This window comes from Hwangdonia sp., from assembly GCF_048381975.1.
Classification (GTDB): domain Bacteria; phylum Bacteroidota; class Bacteroidia; order Flavobacteriales; family Flavobacteriaceae; genus Hwangdonia; species Hwangdonia seohaensis.
The window spans coordinates 327,474-347,324 of record NZ_JBLWYT010000002.1; the positions used below are offsets into that span (position 1 = coordinate 327,474).

Below are 19,851 nucleotides of genomic sequence, written 5' to 3' on the forward strand. Positions count from 1 at the left end.
AGTATTTTTGTAACCACTTGAATTATTTTTTTGTCCATGAAATTAAAACTTTTTTTTACTTTACTGTTAACGGCAATGGCGTTAAACCTAAATGCACAAGCTGATGCGGAAGAGGTGCTTTTTACTGTTGATGACGACCCTGTTTATGTGTCGGAATTTTTAAGGGTGTATAATAAAAACCTCGATTTGGTGCAAGATGAATCTCAAAAAGATGTCGACGAATATTTAGCACTGTTCACCAATTATAAACTCAAGTTAAAAGAAGCCAAAACCTTAGAGCTCCATGAAAAGCCATCGTATTTAAGAGAGCTAAACACCTATAAAAAACAATTGGCTAAAAATTTTATTTACGATAATAAAGTAACCGATGCCTTGGTTGAAGAAGCTTACGACAGAATATCTTACGAAGTAAAAGCCAATCATATTTTAATTAAAATACCCGAAAACGCAAATCCTCAAGATACTTTGGTAGCGTTTAATGCCATAGGTAAATTAAGGGACAGGGCTTTAAGCGAAGGTTTTGAAACCGTTAGAAAAGAAGTGCACAATGGTACATCTGTTTTTGGTGAGGAATTGGGTTATTTCACTGGATTTAGAATGGTTTATAAATTTGAAAATGCGGCGTTTAATACCGAGATTGACGATATTTCGCAACCTTTTAGAACCCGTTTTGGATATCATATTGTAAAGGTTCTGGATAAGCGCAAATCCAGAGGTGAGCGTACCGTAGCGCACATTATGGTTGGTATTAAGCCAAACGATACTTTAAGCGAAAACCCGGAAAGCAGAATACGGGATATTTATAAAAAGTTAAATCAAGGTGAAGATTTTGAAGCTTTGGCAAAACAGTTTTCTGAGGATAAAAACTCGGCAGCAAAAGGGGGCTTGTTAGCGGCTTTTTCAAGCGGACAATTAAGTTCTCCAGAATTTGAAGATGTCGCTTTTAATTTGAATGAAGTTGGCGATGTGTCTGAACCATTTAAAACAAAATACGGCTGGCATATTGTTAAACTGCACGCTAAAAAATTAACACCACCGTTTGAAGAGATGAAGTCGGAGTTGGAAGCCAAGGTAAAGCGCGACGAGCGGTCTAAATTAATTGATGATGCTTTATACGCCAAGTTAAAAACAAAGTACCATATTGATGATGAGCAGCCTGCTTTAGCTTATTTTGTTTCGATTGTAACTGATGATTATTTTAAAAACACCTGGGAACTTCCATCGGATTTTAAAGGCGATTCACTTTTGGTAAACATAGGTGATCAGCAATTCACTTATAAGGATTTTGGCGATTATTTAGAAAAAACACAACGCGGAACCAATCCGAAATCATTAATTAAAACTATTGTTTCGGAAAAATACGATGCCTTTTTAAATACCCGATTGGTGCTCTATCAAGAAAACCATTTGGAAGAAGAAAACGAGGAATTTGCACATATCGTTAACGAGTACCGTGATGGTTTGTTGCTATTCGATTTAATGGAAAGCACCATTTGGAATACCGCAAATTCCGATTCATTGGAAACCCAAAATTACTACAACGCCAATAAAGAAAAATACGTGTTTCCAAAACGCGTTGATGCTATTGTGGCTTCATCCGCCAAACAAAGAGTCTTAAAAAAGGTAGCGAAGTTATTAAAGCAAAATATGGATTTAGAGGTGATAAAAAACCTTGTAAATAATAACGGCGAAGTACATGTGGTTTTTACATCTGGGATTATGGATGCCAACCATCAAGCGCTTCCGGATGGTTTTGAATTTTCAAAAGGCATTTCCAAAATCTACAAACACAACCAAGCTTATATAGTGGCCAAGGTAAACGCCGTTTTGCCAAAACAGTTAAAAACTTTCGAAGAGGCAAAGGGGTTAATTATCAGCGATTATCAGGCTTATAAAGAAGAGAATTGGGTAAACGACCTCAAAGCAAAATATAAAGTGGTGGTTAATCAAAACGCCCTAGATAAAGTAAGAAATCAAATTAAAAATTAATCCTTGAAATTCAAAACCCTCATATTTATAACAGCGGTATTATTGGCTACGTCTTGCGATTTTTTCAAAAAAACCGAAGAAGGCGATCCCGTTGCCAGAGTTAACGAAAGCTATTTGTATTACGACAACATTAAAGATTTAACCACCGATGCCACGACAAAAGAAGACAGCACATTAATGGTTCAGAACTTTATCAATCGATGGGCAACCCAGCAATTGTTTATTGATGGCGCCATGCTTAATTTAAGCGAGGAACAACAAAAAACATACAATAAATTAGTAGAGCAATATAAAAACGATTTATACACAAAAGCCTATATTGAAGGTTTGGTAAAAAAGAATCTGGACACCACACTTAACAACGATGCGGCCGAAACGTATTACGAAAAAAACAAAGAGGCTTTTAAATTAAACGAAGAGTTGATAAAGCTGCGTTATGTGCATGTAGACGAGAATATAATCAACTTTAAAACCATTAAGGAAAGATTTGAACGCTTTAATTTAGAAGATAAAAAAGCGCTGGATTCCATGTCTATTCAATTTAAATCTTTTTCGCTAAACGATTCCATTTGGGTAAGAGTCAATCAGGTTGTGGGTAAAATTGCTGTTATAAACCCGGAAAATAAAAATGAACTGTTAAAAAAATCTAATTTATTACAACTCAAAGATTCATTAGGAGTATATTTGATGCAAATTAATGACGTTTTGCTGCGTAACGATACAGCGCCGCTGGAATATGTTAAGCCAACCATCAAGCAAATAGTTATTAATAAAAGGAAGTTGGAACTTATTAGAGAATTAAAAAAAGATATTACAAAAGATGCTATTAAAAATAAACAATTTGAAATTTACAATTAATTTGAAGCATATATTTATTTTAAGCATAACCTTACTTGCTGTAAATGTTATGGCTGCCCAAGAGATTATTGAAGATGAAGTTAAGGAAACCGCCAAAGAAACAGATACGGTAAAAAGCAATTTTAAAGCGCTAAAGGTTGATGGTGTTGCAGCCGTTGTGGGCGATTATATTGTTTTGGAATCTGATTTAGATAAAGAATACAAGCAGCTGGAAGCCCAGGGTGTCGATATAAAAGTTATAAAACCTTGCGAATTGTTCGGAAAGCTTTTAGAGAATAAATTGTATGCGCACCACGCCGTTCAAGACAGTGTTCAGGTGTCCGATGCCGAAATTCGCCAACAGGTAGATTACACCATACAACAGTTTTTGCAACAAACCGGTGGCTCTATGGAAAAGCTTTTGGAAATTCATAAAAAAGAAGATGAAAAAAGCTATAGAGATGAAATATTCGAGATTATTAAAAACAACCAATTAGCAGCAAGAATGCAAGCTAAAATTGTTGAAGATGTTGATATTACACCCGATGAGGTTCGTATATTTTTCAACAATATCCCAAAAGACGAAAGACCCATTTTCGGTACGGAATTAAAAGTGGCGCAAATTGTTGCAGAACCAAAAGTATCTGAAGACGAAAAACAAAAGATAATCAACCAATTAAAAGGATTTAAAGCCGATGTTGTAGAAAACGGTGCTAGTTTCAGGTCTAAAGTGGTGCTTTACGGTCAAGACCCAGGGATGAAAGAATCGGGCTACATTTATACCTTAGATAGAAAAAAACCCAGAATGGTTAAAGAGTTTAGAGATGTTGCCTTTTCATTACAAGAGGGTGAAGTTTCAGATCCTTTTGAAACAGAATTTGGTTTCCATATTATTAAACTTGAAAAAATCAGAGGGCAGCAATACGATATAAGCCATATTTTATTAATTCCTAAAGTTTCCAATGACGCGATTAAAGAAGCCAAAGAACGTTTGGAAAAAGTAAGGGAAAAAATTGTTGCTGGCGATATTACTTTTGCCGATGCAGCACGGGAATCGAGTGACGAAAAAGAAACCAAATTTGATGGTGGCCAATTGATTAATCCGCAAACACAAGACTACAATTTCGAATTGACCAGAATGGACCCTGAATTATACGCTCAAATACAAAACTTAAAGGATAATGAGATTAGTTTGGTGTTAAGAGAAGAGGACAGAAGAGGCAAAATTAAATTTAAAATTTTAACCGTTACGGATAGAATAGATGAGCACGAAGCAGATTATGCACGCGATTATCTAAAAATAAAGGAGCAAGCTTTAAACGAAAAGCGAGTTATTGCGATTGAAAAGTGGCAACAGGAAAAAATATTGGATACGTATATTAAAATTAGCGGAAAACATAGAGATTGCGAATTTTCTAGTAACTGGTTAAAACAATAAAATATGTCGGATGTAGCTGCCGTAGAACAATTTGTAAAGCGATATAAAGATTTAAAAACCGAAATAGCCAAAGTCATTGTTGGACAAGATGAGGTAGTAAATCAAATTTTAATTTCAATATTTTCTGGTGGTCACTCTTTGCTTATCGGGGTTCCGGGTTTAGCAAAAACCTTAATGGTAAATACCATTGCACAAGCTTTGGGGCTGGATTTTAAACGCATTCAATTCACACCGGATTTAATGCCCAGTGATATTTTAGGCAGTGAAATTTTGGACGAAGACCGTCATTTTAAATTCATAAAAGGGCCCATTTTCGCCAATATTATTTTAGCCGACGAGATTAACCGTACACCACCAAAAACCCAAGCCGCTTTATTAGAAGCCATGCAAGAACGCGCTGTTACCGTTGCGGGGCATCATTATAAATTAAGTTTACCCTATTTTGTATTGGCCACCCAAAACCCTATTGAACAAGAAGGCACCTATCCGTTACCGGAAGCGCAATTAGACCGTTTTATGTTTGCAATTAATTTGGACTACCCATCTTTTAAAGAAGAAGTTGAGATTGTAAAAGCAACCACAACTGATAAGCAAATACAGGTAAACGCTTTGTTTTCGGCACAGGAAATTATCGATTTTCAACAGCTTATTCGCCGTATGCCGGTAGCCGATAACGTTGTTGAGTACGCCGTAACCATGGTTGGAAAAACAAGACCAAATACCGATGTTGCAAACGATTTGGTTAAAAATTACATCGATTGGGGCGCGGGCCCACGAGCGTCTCAAAATTTAATTTTGGCCGCTAAAACGCATGCCGCGATTCTCGGCAAGTTTTCTCCCGATATTGAGAATGTTCAAGCCGTAGCCCATAGTATTCTAAGACACCGTATTATTAAAAACTACAAGGCCGAAGCTGAAGGTATCACTGAAGATGAGGTTATTAAAAGTTTGTTTTAGTTTTCTTCAATCTCTGATTTTTTGAGTTCTATTGTCAGGTTGAGCGTGTCACACTGAGCGCTGTCGAAATCTCATTTTCATCTAAGGTATTTTTTCAACCAAAATAGATTTAAAACCATCTTTTAAGTCATCCGTTCGCTTTTGCGGAACAAAATTGTAATAATACTTTATATAATCTATCTGTTTTTTGTTTACACAAGGCAAATCACCATTCCCGGTCACCCAAAAAAATGCATCTTCGCTTGGTGAATAAAACTCAAAATCATCAATAATATGTTTGGTATATGTGGTTTCTGTTTTTGTGTTTTTTTCTGGAATAATGATGTTTTTCAATTGAAATGTATTTAATGCCATAGCGAAATTGTTGTTTGTAAAAGCATTCAAATTAATCGTTATAAAAACTGGAATGGCACTTAAAACGATTGCCATAGACACCAAATACAATCCTACTTTTTTGTTTTTTATAAACGTTACAATCACTTGAATGGCTAAAAAGGCAACAAATACGAAAAAGAATCGATATTGAGGCGAAGTAAACCACAATAAAACCAGTTGTAAAATGGCCAAAATATAGATGATAAATAAGCTCGATTTATCTTTGTTTTTATAGGCGATCCAAGGAAAAATAATTAATAAAACTACAAAGACCTTGTTAAACAAACCGTCTAATTTTGGTAAGGTTAGCCAAACCTTTACTTTTTCAAAAAAATCCAATTGCGACACATCCATATTGCTCATGCCTTCTAAGTAAGTGCCAAGTTTGTAAAATTCTAACAGTTCTTTGGGGGCTTTCCAATCAAAATCAACCATATCTATTTGCGAAATCGGGTACAATACATAACCGGAAATAATAGTGTTTTTAGCAATGAATAGTCCTAAAACAGTTATGCTCAAAAACGAATATGGCCACATATCTTTTTTTAAAATGGTATAATTCTTTATAAAAAGTATTAAAACTAAAACCGATAAAAGCACCATAGTCACTTTAACTAAACACAAAAAAAGCATTAAACTTAAAATGATTTTAAAATCGTTTGCGCTGATGTTTTTATACTTTGTAATGAACAGATAAAATATATAGGGCGTTATTAAAAAGACAATTAAATCGGGTGACGGCGCATTGATAAACTGCATGAAAAATAGCGAAAACAAGAGTATCAATCCCAAACCAAAATCTTGAATGTTTTCCCGGTTGCTGTAATGGCTCAATTTTTCAATGGCCAAAAAGCTAAAGATGACAAACAAAAAACCATTCAAATCATTATAAAAATCGGATAAAAAAGGAAAATTAAATCCAGCTTGCAGCATGTGCCACGACGAATTCTGACCCAAAAACATATGCACATTTGCCAATCCTTTTACATAGCCAAACTCGTTAATCCATTTTATGGTTTGAATGTAATAAGTCTCATTATCAATTAAATAGGGCATGGTGCTGCTTTGTGCTAAAATGATAACAAATAAAAACAAATAAAGAATTTTATAGGGAATTTTTAAGTGTTTAAAGGCGTGTAAAACGATGTACCAATAAGTTTTAATCGTTTCTCTGTAACTATAGGTAAGCAAAATATTCAAGCATAAAATGAAGACGTAATATTCAATATGTATTCTAATAAAAAAAGCAAAGAAACTCGAAATTACCGCATAGAAAAACAGCCCTAAAACCTGAAGAATAACAGGGTTACAGCGATTAATTTTAAGAATTTTTGTAAATAGGATGCCAAGGTTTTTAGCGGTAATAAAAATGTAAATCCAACTTAAAAAAATGAGAAGCATGCCGTTGTTGTTTGTTACAAACTTAAGATTATTAAGTATATAAATAGACTGTTATTATTCCGATATTGTTTTTTTCAATGTGGGAATACGAGGATTAAAATCTTGATTTATTGTTAATTTGAAAATTATAAAGTATATATTTTACAGATTCATTATATTATAAGTCGGATTATCTATAGTTATTAAGAATTATTCAAAATTATAATAGATTTGGTTAGAATTTTTTAAAACATCCTATTATTTGTATTTTTGCAAGACTTTCAAAACAGAACAAATTTAAAACATATAAAATATGGCATTTGACATCGACATGATAAAAGGTGTATACACCAAAATGGCAGAACGTGTGAATAAAGCTCGCGAGGTTGTGGGTAAACCATTAACGCTTTCTGAAAAGATATTGTATTCTCATTTGTGGGACGGAAACCCTACAAAAGCGTTTACAAGAGGAAAGGATTATGTGGATTTTGCACCAGATAGAATCGCATGTCAAGATGCAACGGCTCAAATGGCGCTTTTGCAGTTTATGCAAGCTGGAAAAACCAAGGTGGCTGTACCTACAACGGTGCATTGCGACCATTTAATTCAGGCCAAGGAAGGCGCTGCACCCGATTTAAAACATGCCAATAACGTAAGTAGCGAGGTTTTTAATTTTTTGGAATCCGTTTCAAATAAATACGGCATTGGTTTCTGGAAACCTGGTGCTGGAATTATTCACCAAGTAGTATTGGAAAACTACGCATTCCCAGGAGGTATGATGATTGGTACCGATTCGCACACCGTAAATGCCGGTGGATTGGGAATGGTAGCCATTGGTGTTGGTGGGGCAGATGCTGTGGATGTTATGGCTGGTATGGCTTGGGAACTTAAATTCCCGAAACTGATAGGTGTAAGATTAACCGGAAAATTATCTGGTTGGACGGCGCCAAAAGATGTGATTTTAAAAGTAGCAGAAATTCTTACCGTAAAAGGAGGAACTGGCGCTATTGTTGAATACTTCGGACCCGGAGCTACTGCAATGTCATGTACAGGAAAAGGCACCATTTGTAACATGGGTGCTGAAATAGGCGCAACTACGTCTACATTTGGATACGACGATTCGATGGAGCGTTATTTGCGTGCCACCGATAGAGCCGATGTTGCCGATGCTGCAAACGCTGTAAGAGAGCATTTAACGGCCGATGCTGAAGTATATGCAAACCCAGAAAACTATTTTGATCAAGTTATCGATATTAATTTATCTGAATTGGGGCCTTTATTGAACGGTCCTTTTACGCCGGATTTATCAACAACCGTAGGCAGTGAAATGACCGAAAAGGCGAAAGCCAACGATTGGCCAATTGCTGTTGAATGGGGATTGATTGGGTCTTGTACCAACTCGTCATACGAAGATTTATCGCGAGCCTCATCCATTGCGCAACAAGCTTTGGACAAAGGCTTGAAAATGAAATCGGAATTGGGAATCAACCCAGGTTCCGAGCAAGTACGTTACACTGCAGAACGCGACGGTATTTTGGCGGTGTTCGAAAATCTCGACGCTAAAATTTTCACCAATGCATGCGGGCCATGTATTGGGCAATGGGCAAGATACTCAGACCCTAAAAACGCACCAAAAAACAGTATCGTGCATTCGTTTAATAGAAACTTCGCAAAACGTGCCGATGGGAATCCAAACACCCATGCTTTTGTAGCTTCACCTGAGATTACAGCTGCTATCGCTATTGCGGGTCGATTGGATTTTAATCCGCTAACCGACAAGTTGATTAACGAAAATGGCGAAGAAGTTATGTTCGAAGAGCCAACAGGATGGGAATTACCACCAAAAGGTTTCGATGTAAAAGACAATGGCTATTTAGCTCCAGAAGCAGACGGAAGCCACGTACAGGTATCGGTTAAGGACGACTCAGAGCGCTTACAATTGTTAACGCCTTTTGAGCCTATCGGAAACACCATCACAGGTGCCAAATTATTAATTAAAGCCTTTGGTAAATGTACCACCGACCACATTTCTATGGCAGGACCATGGTTGCGTTTCAGAGGGCATTTAGATAATATTGCAAACAACACATTAATAGGAGCCGTAAATGCTTTCAACAAAAAAACAAACTTTGTTAAAAACCAATTAACGGGCGATTATGGTGGCGTACCAGATGTACAGCGCGAGTACAAAAAAGCAGGTATCAAAACCATTGTAGTTGGCGACCATAACTATGGCGAAGGATCGTCCAGAGAGCACGCTGCCATGCAACCAAGACATTTAGGCGTTGCTGCCGTAATTGTAAAATCGTTTGCCCGTATACACGAAACAAACCTTAAAAAACAAGGTATGTTGGGCTTAACTTTTGCCAACGAAGGCGATTACGATTTAATTAAAGAAGATGATACATTCAACTTCACCGATTTAAACGAATTTGCTCCGGGAAAACAATTAACATTGGAAGCCGTTCATGCCGATGGTTCTAAAGATAGCATCAAATTGAACCACACTTATAACGATGCTCAAATCGAGTGGTACAATCACGGTTCGGCACTTAATTTGATTAAGAAGCAAAACGCATAATTTTTTAAAACCTGCAAGGTTATTTATAAAAAAAATCCAGTTTTTTAGCTGGATTTTTTTTGTTTTATAATTTATGGTTTTGGGCGTTACCACAACCCTTCTACTGCGCCCAAGTCAAGTGGTCGGGCTTTCCGCTATATCTTTTTTTGCGTCATTGCGAGGAGTGAGCTAGCCTGTGCTGAGCATAGTCGAAGTTTGGCAATCTGTTAAATTTTAACTCTAAATCAAAGAGGGTTTTCTTGTTTCCAAAAAAGGATGAGTTTATCCTGAGCTTGTCGAAGGGCATCAATCCCTAACGCACATACTTGCGGGATTGGGTTTAATAAATCAAACGTTAGTTTATTTTTTGGAGAGGTTCATCAACAGAAGGGCATTGTAGTTTTTAATGCATTATATTTCGTTGTGAAGTGTGTTGTTTTTTATTTTGGGGATAGCGTGCAAAAACTATTTGCGATACAAAAAGTAATTGTTAACCAAATTTATATATTCCTGTTTCGCTTCGTCTTCCGAAATGTTTTCCGTCTGAAACAACGCATTGGTCTTAAAAGCATTAATTATCGGTTTTTTGCTTCGAGGCTTACCATAGTCGTTAGTCGCTCTTTTGTAGTAAGCATATAGCTTCAAAAGCGTATCGGCAGGAAAAGGTTCTGCATGCGCATTTACTCGTTTAACCGCGTCTTTAAATTCTATGTCTAATTCATCATTACTCATTAACTTCTGCAATAATACTTTCGCCACCGCGTACTTTTTGGTTGAGCTGTACTTTTATATTGGTATTTAAAGGTAAAAATAAATCAACCCTAGATCCAAATTTTATAAATCCAGAATCCGCACCTTGAATAACCTTATCGTTTTGTTTTGCATAATTAACAATACGTTTTGCCAAAGCACCGGCAATTTGTCTGTAAAGCACTTTTCCGTAAGTTTCGTTTTCTAGTACAACCGTTGTGCGTTCGTTCTCTTCGCTCGCTTTTGGGTGCCATGCCACTAAATATTTGCCTTTGTGGTATTTGCTAAAAATAACATGCCCACCAATAGGATAACGCGTTACGTGAACATTTATTGGCGACATAAAGACACTAACTTGTAAACGCTTTTCTTTAAAGTATTCGTTTTCAAAAACTTCTTCAATAACCACCACTTTGCCATCAACGGGGGAGACCACCTGATTATCGTTAATACCGGTATGCCGTTTAGGGTTTCTAAAAAACTGTAGAATCAAAATAAAGAAAGCCAGCAGTATAATTAAAACAAGTGTACGTAACCATGTTATCGTAATTAAGCTATCAATTAATAAAAACGCTGCAACAATAATAACAAGTGTTACAAATATAATTTTATGTCCTTCTTTATGAAACATATTGTAAAATTCTTAAAAATAAATATATAAAAGGTGCTGCAAAAATAATACTATCCAATCTATCTAGCAATCCGCCATGTCCGGGCATAATAATGCCACTATCTTTAACGTTGGCTTGTCGTTTAAACTTCGATTCAATTAAATCGCCTAAAGTTCCAAAAACACTAATAATAATACTTAAAATTAGCCAATGTGTAAAGTTTAACGTTTCTGTAAAGGTAGCAATAAAATAGCTTGCAATACAGGAAAAAAACAAACCGCCCATGAAGCCTTCAACGGTTTTTTTGGGTGAAATTTTTTCGAATAGCTTTTGTTTTCCAAAATTTTTACCAACCAGATAGGCAAACGAGTCGTTAACCCAAACTAAAATAAAAGCCCCTAGTAATATGTTGGGATTGTACGTGTGATGGTAATTTGCAATTAAAATCAAGAACACAAAAGCACTTGAAATATAAAACGTGGTAAGAAGATATCGTTTGGAACTAAACAACGGAATAGTTTTTTCGGAAAACAAATCCTTTATTAAAAACAATTGTACAAAAATGGTAATTACCATTAATATTTGAGTGGCCTCGTCTAAACCTGTATTGGTGTTTAAAACGAGTTGCCAATAGCCAAAAACCAGATAAAGCGCTGTAAATATAAAGTAAGGAACGATGCTTTTTAGCTGAATAAGTTTTTTAAACTCACCCATACATATTAAACCAAAAACAAAAAAGAGAATAATTAACGCATGCTCATTAAATAAACAGCCTATTAACAATAAAACGTAAATCAAACCGGATAAGGCTCGTATTAAAGTTTCTTTCATCTGTTTATAAATCTTCTAAAAGGAGTAGATATAGGTTTTTAGCACTGCTACCATAACTTAAAAAATCTTTGTCGTCGTTCGATTTAAAATGCTTTATGGTGGTGATGTTTGTTGGAATTTTTTGTCGGTTTTTAGATTTTATCCCGCGCAAACCTTCGCCTATATTTTCAACAATTTGGCTTGTGGTTGCAAAAACAACAAAGTTGATAGGGAGTTCGGGCAGTTTTTTTTCGAAAATCTGTTTTGAAGAAATCAATAAAGACCCATCGTTTGCTATTAGGTTTTCGCAAGTGGTTAGAAAAAAGGTAGCGTCGCTAATTAATGCCGTGGTTTGTAAATTGCAATTTTTGAACTTGTCTTTTAGGTTTTTGTCTAACACAAGTGTTTTTTTTGTGTTCCACTCGTTTTCATCAATGATGCTTTCTAAGTTTTGAAAGACTTCATTTAAATCTTCACAATACAAAAACTTGCCACCATTAGCTTTAAAGTTTATGGTAAACCTTTCGTCTATTGGTAGTTTTACTTCGGGCATATATTTGCCTCTATCATTGGATTTTAGCTCTTCTGGTGAACTGTCAGATTTTGAACCAAAAATTTTTCTAAAAAGACTCATTTAGGCTGTTGCTATTAACTCCATTTTTCAGGGGTTTATCAAATATAAAAAATCTTAAATTAACCATAGGCTTAATTTAAGATTTTTACTAAAAGCTTAACATAATTTGTTACAAAATTATTCTTTATCTTCCATGGTTTCTTCTTTTTTAGCTTCAATTGGGCTTTCTTTTTCAAAAGGACGCTTACCGAATATTTTCTCTAAATTGTCTTTAAAAATAACTTCTTTTTCTAAAAGTACTTCTGCAAGTTCTGTTAATTTATCTTTGTTTTCTTCAAGCAATTTTACAGCTCTTTGGTACTGTTCTTCAATAATTGCAGAGATTTCTTGGTCAATTAATTCAGCGGTTTGTTCACTGTAAGGTTTTGTAAAACCGTACTCGTTTTGCCCCGAGGAATCATAATATGTTAAATTGCCAACTTTTTCGCTAAGCCCGTAAACGGTTACCATGGCTCTGGCTTGTTTGGTCACTTTTTCCAAATCGCTTAATGCGCCCGTAGAAATTTTATTGAAAATAACTTTTTCTGCAGCACGACCACCAAGGGCAGCACACATTTCGTCTAGCATTTGCTCTGGGTGAACAATTAAGCGCTCTTCGGGTAAATACCATGCGGCGCCTAATGAACGACCACGAGGCACAATGGTTACTTTAACCAAAGGCGACGCGTGCTCAAGCATCCAGCTTACCACAGCGTGACCAGCTTCGTGGTATGCCACGGCTTTTTTCTCGCTAGGGGTAATGATTTTATTTTTCTTTTCCAAACCGCCAATAATTCTGTCGACAGCATCTAAGAAATCTTGTTTGTCAACTGCTTTTTTACCGTTTCTGGCAGCAATTAATGCAGCTTCATTACAAACGTTGGCAATATCGGCCCCTGAAAAACCAGGTGTTTGTTTTGATAAAAAATCGATATCTAAATCTTTGGCTTTTTTAAGCGGACGTAAATGCACCTCGAAAATTTCCTTGCGTTCGCGAACATCTGGTAAATCGACAAAAATCTGTCTATCAAATCGTCCGGCACGCATAAGGGCTTTATCTAAAATATCAGCTCTGTTGGTAGCGGCTAGCACAATAACGTTTGTGTTTGTGCCAAAACCATCCATTTCGGTTAGTAATTGGTTTAAGGTGTTTTCGCGCTCGTCGTTACTGCCCGACATGGCGTTTTTACCTCTAGCTCGACCAATGGCATCAATTTCGTCAATAAATATAATGGAAGGTGATTTTTCCTTGGCTTGTTTAAACAAATCGCGCACACGCGATGCACCAACACCAACAAACATCTCCACAAAATCTGAACCCGATAATGAGAAGAATGGCACCTTAGCCTCACCGGCCACGGCTTTTGCCAAAAGGGTTTTTCCTGTACCTGGAGGGCCAACAAGTAATGCGCCTTTGGGTATTTTACCTCCTAAGGTGGTATATTTTTCAGGGAATTTAAGGAAGTCTACTATTTCCTGTACTTCTTCTTTGGCACCTTCTAATCCCGCTACATCTTTAAAGCTGGTTTTAACCTCGGTGTTTTGATCGAATAGTTTTGCTTTCGACTTTCCGATGTTAAAAATCTGTCCGCCAGCACCACCGCCAGCACCGCCAGACATCCGGCGCATAATAAATATCCAAACACCAATTAGTAAAACAAATGGTAGGATGCCTATTAAAAAATCGCTTAAATTACTGGTTTCGGTATCAAACTTAATAACCGGCTTGTTTGGTAAATCTTGAGTGATATCATTTAACCTGTTTTCAAAATTCTGAAGATCGCCAAATTCAAATTTATAGTTTGGCAATTTTGTTGCCGAAGGGATAAACGTTTGGGGTTTCGAGTTTTTATGAACTTCTTTAGCCATTGCCTCGGCTGTTAAATACACTTTGGCAACCCGGGTGTTTTTTATAATGTCTACTTTTTCAACATCACCATCTTCCAAGTACTTAAAAAACTCTGATGGTGTGGTTGAATTACCATCTTGATAACTGCCACTACTAAATAATTGAAATCCTAAAAAAATCGCTAGTACAATGCCGTAAATCCAATACGGGCTAAACTTAGGTTTTTTCTCTTTTATGTTTTTTTTATCGTTTGCCATGTGTGTGTTTAGTAACTAGTTTCTATTACTGTTGTTTTTGCATCTCCCCAAAGACTCTCAATATCATAATATTCTCGAATATGTTTTTGAAACACGTGTACAACAATATTAACATAGTCTATTAACACCCATTCGGCATTATCTAAACCTTCAGTATGCCAAGGGTTATCTTTAAGTTCTTTACTTACCTTTTTTTGTATTGAATTGACTATGGCGTTTACTTGTGTGTTTGAAGAACCTTCACAAATTATAAAGTAGTCGCAAACCGTATTTTCAATAGCTCTTAAATCTAAAATGTTTATCTCTTTACCTTTAACATCTTCAATGCCACTTATTATTACAGATATTAACTGATCTGGGCTTATATTTTCTTTCGCCATTAATTTTATTTAATTTATGCAAAGTTATTATTTTTTTAGTTCTTTATACTTTAAAATAATCATAAGATTTTAAAGGTTTAAAACAACTTGTAAATGCGTATAATCAAACTTGATGCCATCGACTCGACAAATTCATTTTTAAAGGAAATGATTTATACTGAAGCCATTGCCGATTATACTATTGTGGTTACCGAACACCAAACCAACGGGCGCGGGCAAATGGGTACAACTTGGGATTCTGAAAGGGGCAAGAACCTTATGTTTAGTATGTTTAAGGACTTAAGCATCCATGTGGTCGAGTTCCCTTTTTATATTAGTATGGCTGTTTCGTTGGCTATTTTAAAAGCTTTAAAAGCCTTAAATATACCCCAAGTGAGTATTAAATGGCCTAACGACATTTTGTCAGCAGATAAGAAAATATGTGGGATTTTAATCGAAAATGTCATAAAAAACAAGCTCAACTCCACCATCATCGGAATTGGGATTAATGTAAACCAAACCGAGTTTGACAATCTTCCCCAGGCCTCGTCGTTAAAAAACATTACTGGCGTGCATTATAATTTAGATGAAATTTTGCATCGCATTGTAAAACATACCAAAGCCTATTCCAAACTTTTGCAAGATGGTAAATACAATGCAGTTAAAAATGAATATGAAGCCAATTTGTTTAGAAAAAACAAACCTTCAACATTTAAAAACGCTAAAGGTGATTTGTTTTCGGGTTTTATAATAGGCGTTACCAAATACGGTAAGCTACAAGTGCTTTTAGAAGACGAAATTGTTAAAAAGTTCGATTTAAAAGAAATTACTTTAATGTACTAAATGGCTTTAGGAATGCTGGTTGCCAAGGTTTCAATAAATTTGCTTATTGGGCCTTTAATCATCATCGCCATCATGGGGTTAAAATCGCCGGTAAATTGCAATTGTACGTTGCTCATGTCATGTCCTGTTTCAACAATATTGCCAATTAGCGAAAAATCCAATTTACCGCCCGCGGCGCCCAAAACAATTTTGTTTGGCGCTATGGCTTCTTTCTTTTTAAGTATTATTTCGGGCATACCTTTTAATGCAAAAAGGAACTTGTCGTTATCCAAAACTTCAAATTTGCTTATGTTTTCTGGCATTAAAGCTTCAAAATTTTTAACATCCGATAAAAAATCAAAAACTTCCTGAGGTGATTTGCTAACGCTAATTTTTGGTGATTCTAAATTCATTTTGTTGTAATTTGTTTGTCGTTAAGTTGTTAAGCTGATTGAAATCGTTTTTTCGACTAAATGCCTTAACGACCCAAACAACTGACGTTGGTATATCAATTAGCGTTCCATTCGCTCGGGTTGCTGTTCCATTCAGACAAGGTTTCCAATTCTTTTTGAGATATGTAATTGGTTTCCAAAGCCTGTTCAAGTAAACTTTCGTAATTACTTAAGGTGTGCAGGTTTATATTTTCTTTTTTAAAGTTTTCGACCGCCACATCAAAGCCATAAGTAAAAATGGCAACCATACCTTTTACGTTAATATTGGCTTCCTTTAAAGCTTTTACGGCATTTAAGCTGCTTTTGCCTGTGCTAATTAAATCTTCAACCACCACCACATTCTGACCGCTTTCCACAAAACCTTCAATTTGGTTTTTACGTCCGTGGCCCTTGGCGTCTGGCCTCACGTAAATAAAAGGTAAGCCCAAATACTCTGCAACCAAAACCCCAATGCCAATGGCGCCTGTTGCAACGCCAGCAATAACGTCGGGTTTGCCGTAATGCTTTTCAATTTGTTTGCCCATTATTTCGCGAATGTAGTTGCGAATTGGAGGGAAAGACAAAATAATTCTGTTGTCGCAATAAATTGGCGATTTCCACCCAGAAGCCCAAGTAAACGGTTCTTGCGGGCTAAGTTTTATCGCATTGACTTGTAATAAAACTTCGGCGGTTTTTTTGGCGGTGTTCTTGTTAAAAATCATAAAGGCAAAATTACACATAAATTTATTTTTATTTGGCCGAACATTGATGAATAAAATTATTTTTTTTAACATTTGTTAAAATGGCCTTAAAAATGATATTTTTACCAAAACGAAATCAAGCACAACCTGTATGCACAAAATTTTTGTTAACGATAAACCTATAGTTTTAACAACTAAAGTTGAAAAAGAAGACGGCTTTAAAAATTATTTGCTTAAAACGGTAAATATGGGTAAGGTTATTAGAAAGCTTAACAGAACGAAACTTAAAGAGGTCAGGCTTATAGGGAAAAAAGAAAAAAACCTACTTAAAAAATTTCTTAAAAAGTTACCCAATGTAATTGCCGGCGGCGGAAAGGTGTACAATGATAACGGTGAAATTTTGTTTATTTATAGAAATGATAAATGGGATTTGCCTAAAGGAAAAACCGAAGGAAAGGAAACCATAGAGAAAACTGCCATTAGAGAAGTTACCGAAGAAACCGGTGTAAACGGACTTGAAATTACAAAACCTTTAGAAACCACCTACCATATTTTTAAGCGCAACGGACGGTATAAAATTAAAATTACGTATTGGTTTGAAATGAAAACCAGTTTTTCCGGGAATCTTTACCCTCAGGAAAATGAAGGGATTACCAAAGTAGAATGGCTTAACAAAACGCAAACCAAGGAAGCGTTGGAGAATAGCTATGCCAATATTAAGTTGTTGGTTTAATTATTTAATTTCTTTTTCAATAATAGCCCAAGTATCCCAAATGTTTTTTAGTAAAGGATTAAAAGCAGCAGAGTCTTTGCCTGTTTTTATCGTATCGAATAAATCGTGCATTTCACCCCGAAGTTCAGGATAATTATTAGTTAATACCATCATGTTTCGCCACGCTTGTTCGTGATTTTTAAATGCTGTTTTAAATTGCTCGGGACAACCCGTAAAATCGAGATTGTTTAATGAATTCGCATAATTGGAAATAGTTTGGCTCAGTGAAATCTTTTCGCATTCATAGTTGCGTATTGTCCCTAAAGAATCATCGGTTTTAATAATTTTTTCAATACAGTCTTTGTTTGCTACCGCATGGTTTTTTTCTTTTTGTTTGCAACCAATCAAAACAAAAATTAACACCAGAACGTTTATGTAATTCTTAAACTTCATTATTAAAATGTTATGATTAAGGTAATCAATTTATTCGATAAACCGGATACTGCAAATGTGCTTTTTCGTAGTTTTCGCTTTGTTTGTGCAACCAATCCAATTGGGCGTACCAATTATTTGCAAAGGCTTTGTCGTTTTGTTTTTTAGTTTCAAAAGCCATTTTTAATGGTTCATTATTACTTAATAATTCTTGCGCTTTGTCTTCCCAAACATAGGGCGAAAAACCTTCTTTTTGTTGTAAAATGGTGTCGAAAAAATTCCAACTAAAAAACGAATCTGGTGCTTGTGGCTCTAGGGTTTCAATAATATACCTAAACGAAGGTTGATTGGTTTTTATGAGATAATCACCTTTTCTAAACCTTATGTTTTCTGTTTTTAAAGCTACTGAAACATTGTAGTGCGGATAATGCCCTTCGTAAGCCTGTTGCCGTGTTTTGTAATCTTCAATTTTATAGCTTTCAACGGTAAGTGTCGTATCATTTTTTAAAGTATGCATTTCAACAGCATTTAATTTTAATAACTCAATAACCCGATGCCAACCTTGTGGAATAATATAAGCTGCTGGTATGTCAATCTCTAAATTCGGTTTAAAATAATTTTGATAAATAACGTTTTTGGTAAACGGTTTGGTTCTGTCGTATTTTAAACGGTCAAACCCTGTAATATCACTTTTTATGGTTTCAGCTTCAAACCCTTTAAAATTTAAAGTTGTACTTTTTGTGGTATCAATTTCCCAGTTGAGCGTATATGTTTTTTTAGACTGAGTATGGTTTGCTTTTTTGCGCAATGTTGCAATTTTATCGCCTTGTTCTTCGGTGATTTCAATCATGCTTTTCATCAGTTCGTAAGTGCCCTCAACCCTTTGTTTGTAGGGTTTTAACATGTGCGTTTCAACCATCATGCCTAAGGTGTTAAATAGTGCCGTATAACCCGTTGAATAACGCGGGTAATCCATGAATTGAGAAAATCCTTTTTCGGGAACACTATTAAAAACATTAACGTATGGGGTAATATCCCAATCTTTTGCTTTTAGCTTTTCTTCTAATTTAGGTCTCATTTCGGTATGAACATAATGGCCTAAATCGCCACCAAGTTTGTTGTGCTGCGTAAACAAATGGGTAAGCGTGTATTGGTAATCGGCTCCGTTGCTTACGTGGTTATCTATAAAAACATCGGGTTTTACCAAATGAAAAATCTTAGCAAAGGCTTCAGCGTTTTTAGTATCGCATTTAATAAAATCGCGGTTTAAATCGTAGTTTCTGGCATTGCCTCTAAAACCGTAATCCTTTGGTCCGTTTTGGTTGGTACGTGTGGTTGCGTTTCGGTGTAAACTCCCGCCAACATTGTAAATCGGGATGGTAACGATTACCGTGTTTTTAAGTGCTTTAATCTTGCCATTCACCAAATCCCGAAACAGCATCATGGTAGCATCGATCCCATCGGATTCCCCGGGATGGATGCCATTATTTATTAAAAGAATACGCTTGTTTTTTCGAATTTTGGAAAAGTCAAATTGCGAATCAACATTTAAAGTAACGATGTGTAAGGGTTTGCCGGAATCGGTGTCGCCAATCTCCTGAATTGAAATTTCAGGATACACTTCAGATAACTCAATGTAAAAAGCGATAGTCTGCTCGTATGTGGCTGTTTCAAAACCTTTTGATGTTTCAAAATGGGTTTTGAAATCATACTTTTTTTGTGCATGTGTATTAAAAAAACACACGGTTAAAAATAATGCAGTTATAATGATTCTCATTGTTTTTGGTTTTTTGTTTTAAATATGACAAAAAAAAATCATTTTATATAAAAATGTTTTAATTATAATATTTAATTTTTCCACATAAATTGTACTTGAAAAAAATAAGTTAACTTACAGTACTTGTATTTTGTTTAAAAGTTTAACAGCAATAAGCTAATTTAAAATTTATAGGCTCTCGTTTAAAAATG

At 35.5% G+C, this 19,851-nt stretch carries 18 protein-coding genes; 7 read left to right on the plus strand and 11 right to left on the minus strand.

Going from position 1 to position 19,851, the window contains the following annotated elements:
- Positions 1–36: 36 nt before the first annotated feature.
- The 4 genes from ACN5J7_RS05390 to ACN5J7_RS05405 are packed head-to-tail and all read left to right on the plus strand — an operon-like array spanning position 37 to position 5,221.
- The gene (locus tag ACN5J7_RS05390; RefSeq protein WP_418603106.1) at positions 37–1,989 is read left to right on the plus strand and encodes a peptidylprolyl isomerase; all 1,953 of its coding nucleotides are present in this window, start codon (positions 37–39) and stop codon (positions 1,987–1,989) included.
- A gap of 3 nt (positions 1,990–1,992) precedes the next feature.
- Entirely contained in the window at positions 1,993–2,847 is an 855-nt protein-coding gene (locus ACN5J7_RS05395; protein WP_418603107.1) for a peptidyl-prolyl cis-trans isomerase, read from the plus strand.
- Positions 2,810–4,264, plus strand: coding sequence for a peptidylprolyl isomerase (locus ACN5J7_RS05400; protein ID WP_418603108.1), 1,455 nt, complete (start codon positions 2,810–2,812; stop codon positions 4,262–4,264). The genes ACN5J7_RS05395 and ACN5J7_RS05400 overlap by 38 nt, the downstream gene beginning before the upstream one ends.
- 3 nt (positions 4,265–4,267) lie before the next feature.
- Entirely contained in the window at positions 4,268–5,221 is a 954-nt protein-coding gene (locus ACN5J7_RS05405; protein ID WP_418603109.1) for an AAA family ATPase, read from the plus strand.
- An 81-nt stretch (positions 5,222–5,302) separates the two neighbouring features.
- Here ACN5J7_RS05405 and ACN5J7_RS05410 read toward each other — a convergent pair whose 3' ends face one another.
- Positions 5,303–6,997, minus strand: coding sequence for an LIC_10190 family membrane protein (locus tag ACN5J7_RS05410; protein ID WP_418603110.1), 1,695 nt, complete (start codon positions 6,995–6,997; stop codon positions 5,303–5,305).
- Between the two features lie 292 nt (positions 6,998–7,289).
- On the opposite strand from ACN5J7_RS05410, the gene ACN5J7_RS05415 reads away from it, so the two are divergent.
- Positions 7,290–9,557 carry an aconitate hydratase gene (locus ACN5J7_RS05415; protein WP_418603111.1) on the plus strand — a complete coding sequence of 756 codons (2,268 nt, stop codon included), beginning with the start codon at positions 7,290–7,292 and terminating at the stop codon, positions 9,555–9,557.
- A gap of 444 nt (positions 9,558–10,001) precedes the next feature.
- On the opposite strand, the gene ACN5J7_RS05420 is transcribed toward ACN5J7_RS05415, so the two are convergent.
- The 6 genes from ACN5J7_RS05420 to rsfS form a co-directional block, all read right to left on the minus strand.
- Complete coding sequence (locus ACN5J7_RS05420; RefSeq protein ID WP_311941683.1) at positions 10,002–10,268, minus strand: acyl-CoA-binding protein; 267 nt, start codon at positions 10,266–10,268, stop codon at positions 10,002–10,004.
- The gene (locus tag ACN5J7_RS05425; RefSeq protein WP_418603112.1) at positions 10,261–10,917 is read right to left on the minus strand and encodes a phosphatidylserine decarboxylase family protein; all 657 of its coding nucleotides are present in this window, start codon (positions 10,915–10,917) and stop codon (positions 10,261–10,263) included. Before ACN5J7_RS05425 ends, ACN5J7_RS05420 begins: the two co-directional genes overlap by 8 nt.
- Positions 10,907–11,728, minus strand: a complete 822-nt coding sequence (locus tag ACN5J7_RS05430; protein ID WP_418603113.1) for a phosphatidate cytidylyltransferase — start codon at positions 11,726–11,728, stop codon at positions 10,907–10,909. Before ACN5J7_RS05430 ends, ACN5J7_RS05425 begins: the two co-directional genes overlap by 11 nt.
- A gap of 4 nt (positions 11,729–11,732) precedes the next feature.
- The gene (locus ACN5J7_RS05435; protein ID WP_311941691.1) at positions 11,733–12,341 is read right to left on the minus strand and encodes an LUD domain-containing protein; all 609 of its coding nucleotides are present in this window, start codon (positions 12,339–12,341) and stop codon (positions 11,733–11,735) included.
- Positions 12,342–12,458: 117 nt separating this feature from the next.
- Complete coding sequence (ftsH, locus tag ACN5J7_RS05440) at positions 12,459–14,426, minus strand: ATP-dependent zinc metalloprotease FtsH (protein WP_311941694.1); 1,968 nt, start codon at positions 14,424–14,426, stop codon at positions 12,459–12,461.
- 8 nt (positions 14,427–14,434) lie between these two features.
- Positions 14,435–14,806, minus strand: coding sequence for a ribosome silencing factor (gene rsfS / locus ACN5J7_RS05445; RefSeq protein ID WP_311941697.1), 372 nt, complete (start codon positions 14,804–14,806; stop codon positions 14,435–14,437).
- 93 nt (positions 14,807–14,899) lie between these two features.
- On the opposite strand from rsfS, the gene ACN5J7_RS05450 reads away from it, so the two are divergent.
- Positions 14,900–15,628 (plus strand): biotin--[acetyl-CoA-carboxylase] ligase, encoded by a 729-nt coding sequence (locus ACN5J7_RS05450; protein ID WP_418603114.1) that lies wholly within the window; start codon positions 14,900–14,902, stop codon positions 15,626–15,628.
- On the opposite strand, the gene ACN5J7_RS05455 is transcribed toward ACN5J7_RS05450, so the two are convergent.
- A complete protein-coding gene (locus tag ACN5J7_RS05455; protein ID WP_418603116.1) occupies positions 15,625–16,020 on the minus strand; it encodes an SRPBCC family protein in 396 nt (131 codons plus the stop codon). The genes ACN5J7_RS05450 and ACN5J7_RS05455 overlap by 4 nt on opposite strands.
- Positions 16,021–16,115: 95 nt before the next feature.
- Positions 16,116–16,760 carry an orotate phosphoribosyltransferase gene (pyrE, locus tag ACN5J7_RS05460; RefSeq protein ID WP_311941709.1) on the minus strand — a complete coding sequence of 215 codons (645 nt, stop codon included), beginning with the start codon at positions 16,758–16,760 and terminating at the stop codon, positions 16,116–16,118.
- A 130-nt stretch (positions 16,761–16,890) separates the two neighbouring features.
- Here pyrE and ACN5J7_RS05465 point away from each other — a divergent pair, with 130 nt between their 5' ends.
- A complete protein-coding gene (locus ACN5J7_RS05465; protein ID WP_311941713.1) occupies positions 16,891–17,472 on the plus strand; it encodes an NUDIX hydrolase in 582 nt (193 codons plus the stop codon).
- On the opposite strand, the gene ACN5J7_RS05470 is transcribed toward ACN5J7_RS05465, so the two are convergent.
- Entirely contained in the window at positions 17,473–17,904 is a 432-nt protein-coding gene (locus tag ACN5J7_RS05470) for a hypothetical protein (protein ID WP_418603117.1), read from the minus strand.
- 25 nt (positions 17,905–17,929) lie between these two features.
- Entirely contained in the window at positions 17,930–19,660 is a 1,731-nt protein-coding gene (locus ACN5J7_RS05475) for a M14 family metallopeptidase (protein WP_418603118.1), read from the minus strand.
- Positions 19,661–19,851 lie beyond the last annotated feature (191 nt).

What these genes read in the sequence shown, in the direction of transcription:
- ACN5J7_RS05415 (WP_418603111.1), top strand. Translation starts at nt 7,290, where the DNA reads ATGGCATTTGACATCGACATGATAAAAGGTGTATACACCAAAATGGCA.
- ACN5J7_RS05420 (WP_311941683.1), bottom strand. Translation starts at nt 10,268, where the DNA reads ATGAGTAATGATGAATTAGACATAGAATTTAAAGACGCGGTTAAACGA.
- ACN5J7_RS05470 (WP_418603117.1), bottom strand. Translation starts at nt 17,904, where the DNA reads ATGAAGTTTAAGAATTACATAAACGTTCTGGTGTTAATTTTTGTTTTG.
- ACN5J7_RS05475 (WP_418603118.1), bottom strand. Translation starts at nt 19,660, where the DNA reads ATGAGAATCATTATAACTGCATTATTTTTAACCGTGTGTTTTTTTAAT.
- pyrE (WP_311941709.1), bottom strand. Translation starts at nt 16,760, where the DNA reads ATGATTTTTAACAAGAACACCGCCAAAAAAACCGCCGAAGTTTTATTA.
- ACN5J7_RS05410 (WP_418603110.1), bottom strand. Translation starts at nt 6,997, where the DNA reads ATGCTTCTCATTTTTTTAAGTTGGATTTACATTTTTATTACCGCTAAA.
- ACN5J7_RS05450 (WP_418603114.1), top strand. Translation starts at nt 14,900, where the DNA reads ATGCGTATAATCAAACTTGATGCCATCGACTCGACAAATTCATTTTTA.
- ACN5J7_RS05435 (WP_311941691.1), bottom strand. Translation starts at nt 12,341, where the DNA reads ATGAGTCTTTTTAGAAAAATTTTTGGTTCAAAATCTGACAGTTCACCA.
- ACN5J7_RS05465 (WP_311941713.1), top strand. Translation starts at nt 16,891, where the DNA reads ATGCACAAAATTTTTGTTAACGATAAACCTATAGTTTTAACAACTAAA.
- ACN5J7_RS05400 (WP_418603108.1), top strand. Translation starts at nt 2,810, where the DNA reads ATGCTATTAAAAATAAACAATTTGAAATTTACAATTAATTTGAAGCAT.
- ACN5J7_RS05455 (WP_418603116.1), bottom strand. Translation starts at nt 16,020, where the DNA reads ATGAATTTAGAATCACCAAAAATTAGCGTTAGCAAATCACCTCAGGAA.
- ACN5J7_RS05405 (WP_418603109.1), top strand. Translation starts at nt 4,268, where the DNA reads ATGTCGGATGTAGCTGCCGTAGAACAATTTGTAAAGCGATATAAAGAT.
- rsfS (WP_311941697.1), bottom strand. Translation starts at nt 14,806, where the DNA reads ATGGCGAAAGAAAATATAAGCCCAGATCAGTTAATATCTGTAATAATA.
- ftsH (WP_311941694.1), bottom strand. Translation starts at nt 14,426, where the DNA reads ATGGCAAACGATAAAAAAAACATAAAAGAGAAAAAACCTAAGTTTAGC.
- ACN5J7_RS05430 (WP_418603113.1), bottom strand. Translation starts at nt 11,728, where the DNA reads ATGAAAGAAACTTTAATACGAGCCTTATCCGGTTTGATTTACGTTTTA.
- ACN5J7_RS05425 (WP_418603112.1), bottom strand. Translation starts at nt 10,917, where the DNA reads ATGTTTCATAAAGAAGGACATAAAATTATATTTGTAACACTTGTTATT.
- ACN5J7_RS05390 (WP_418603106.1), top strand. Translation starts at nt 37, where the DNA reads ATGAAATTAAAACTTTTTTTTACTTTACTGTTAACGGCAATGGCGTTA.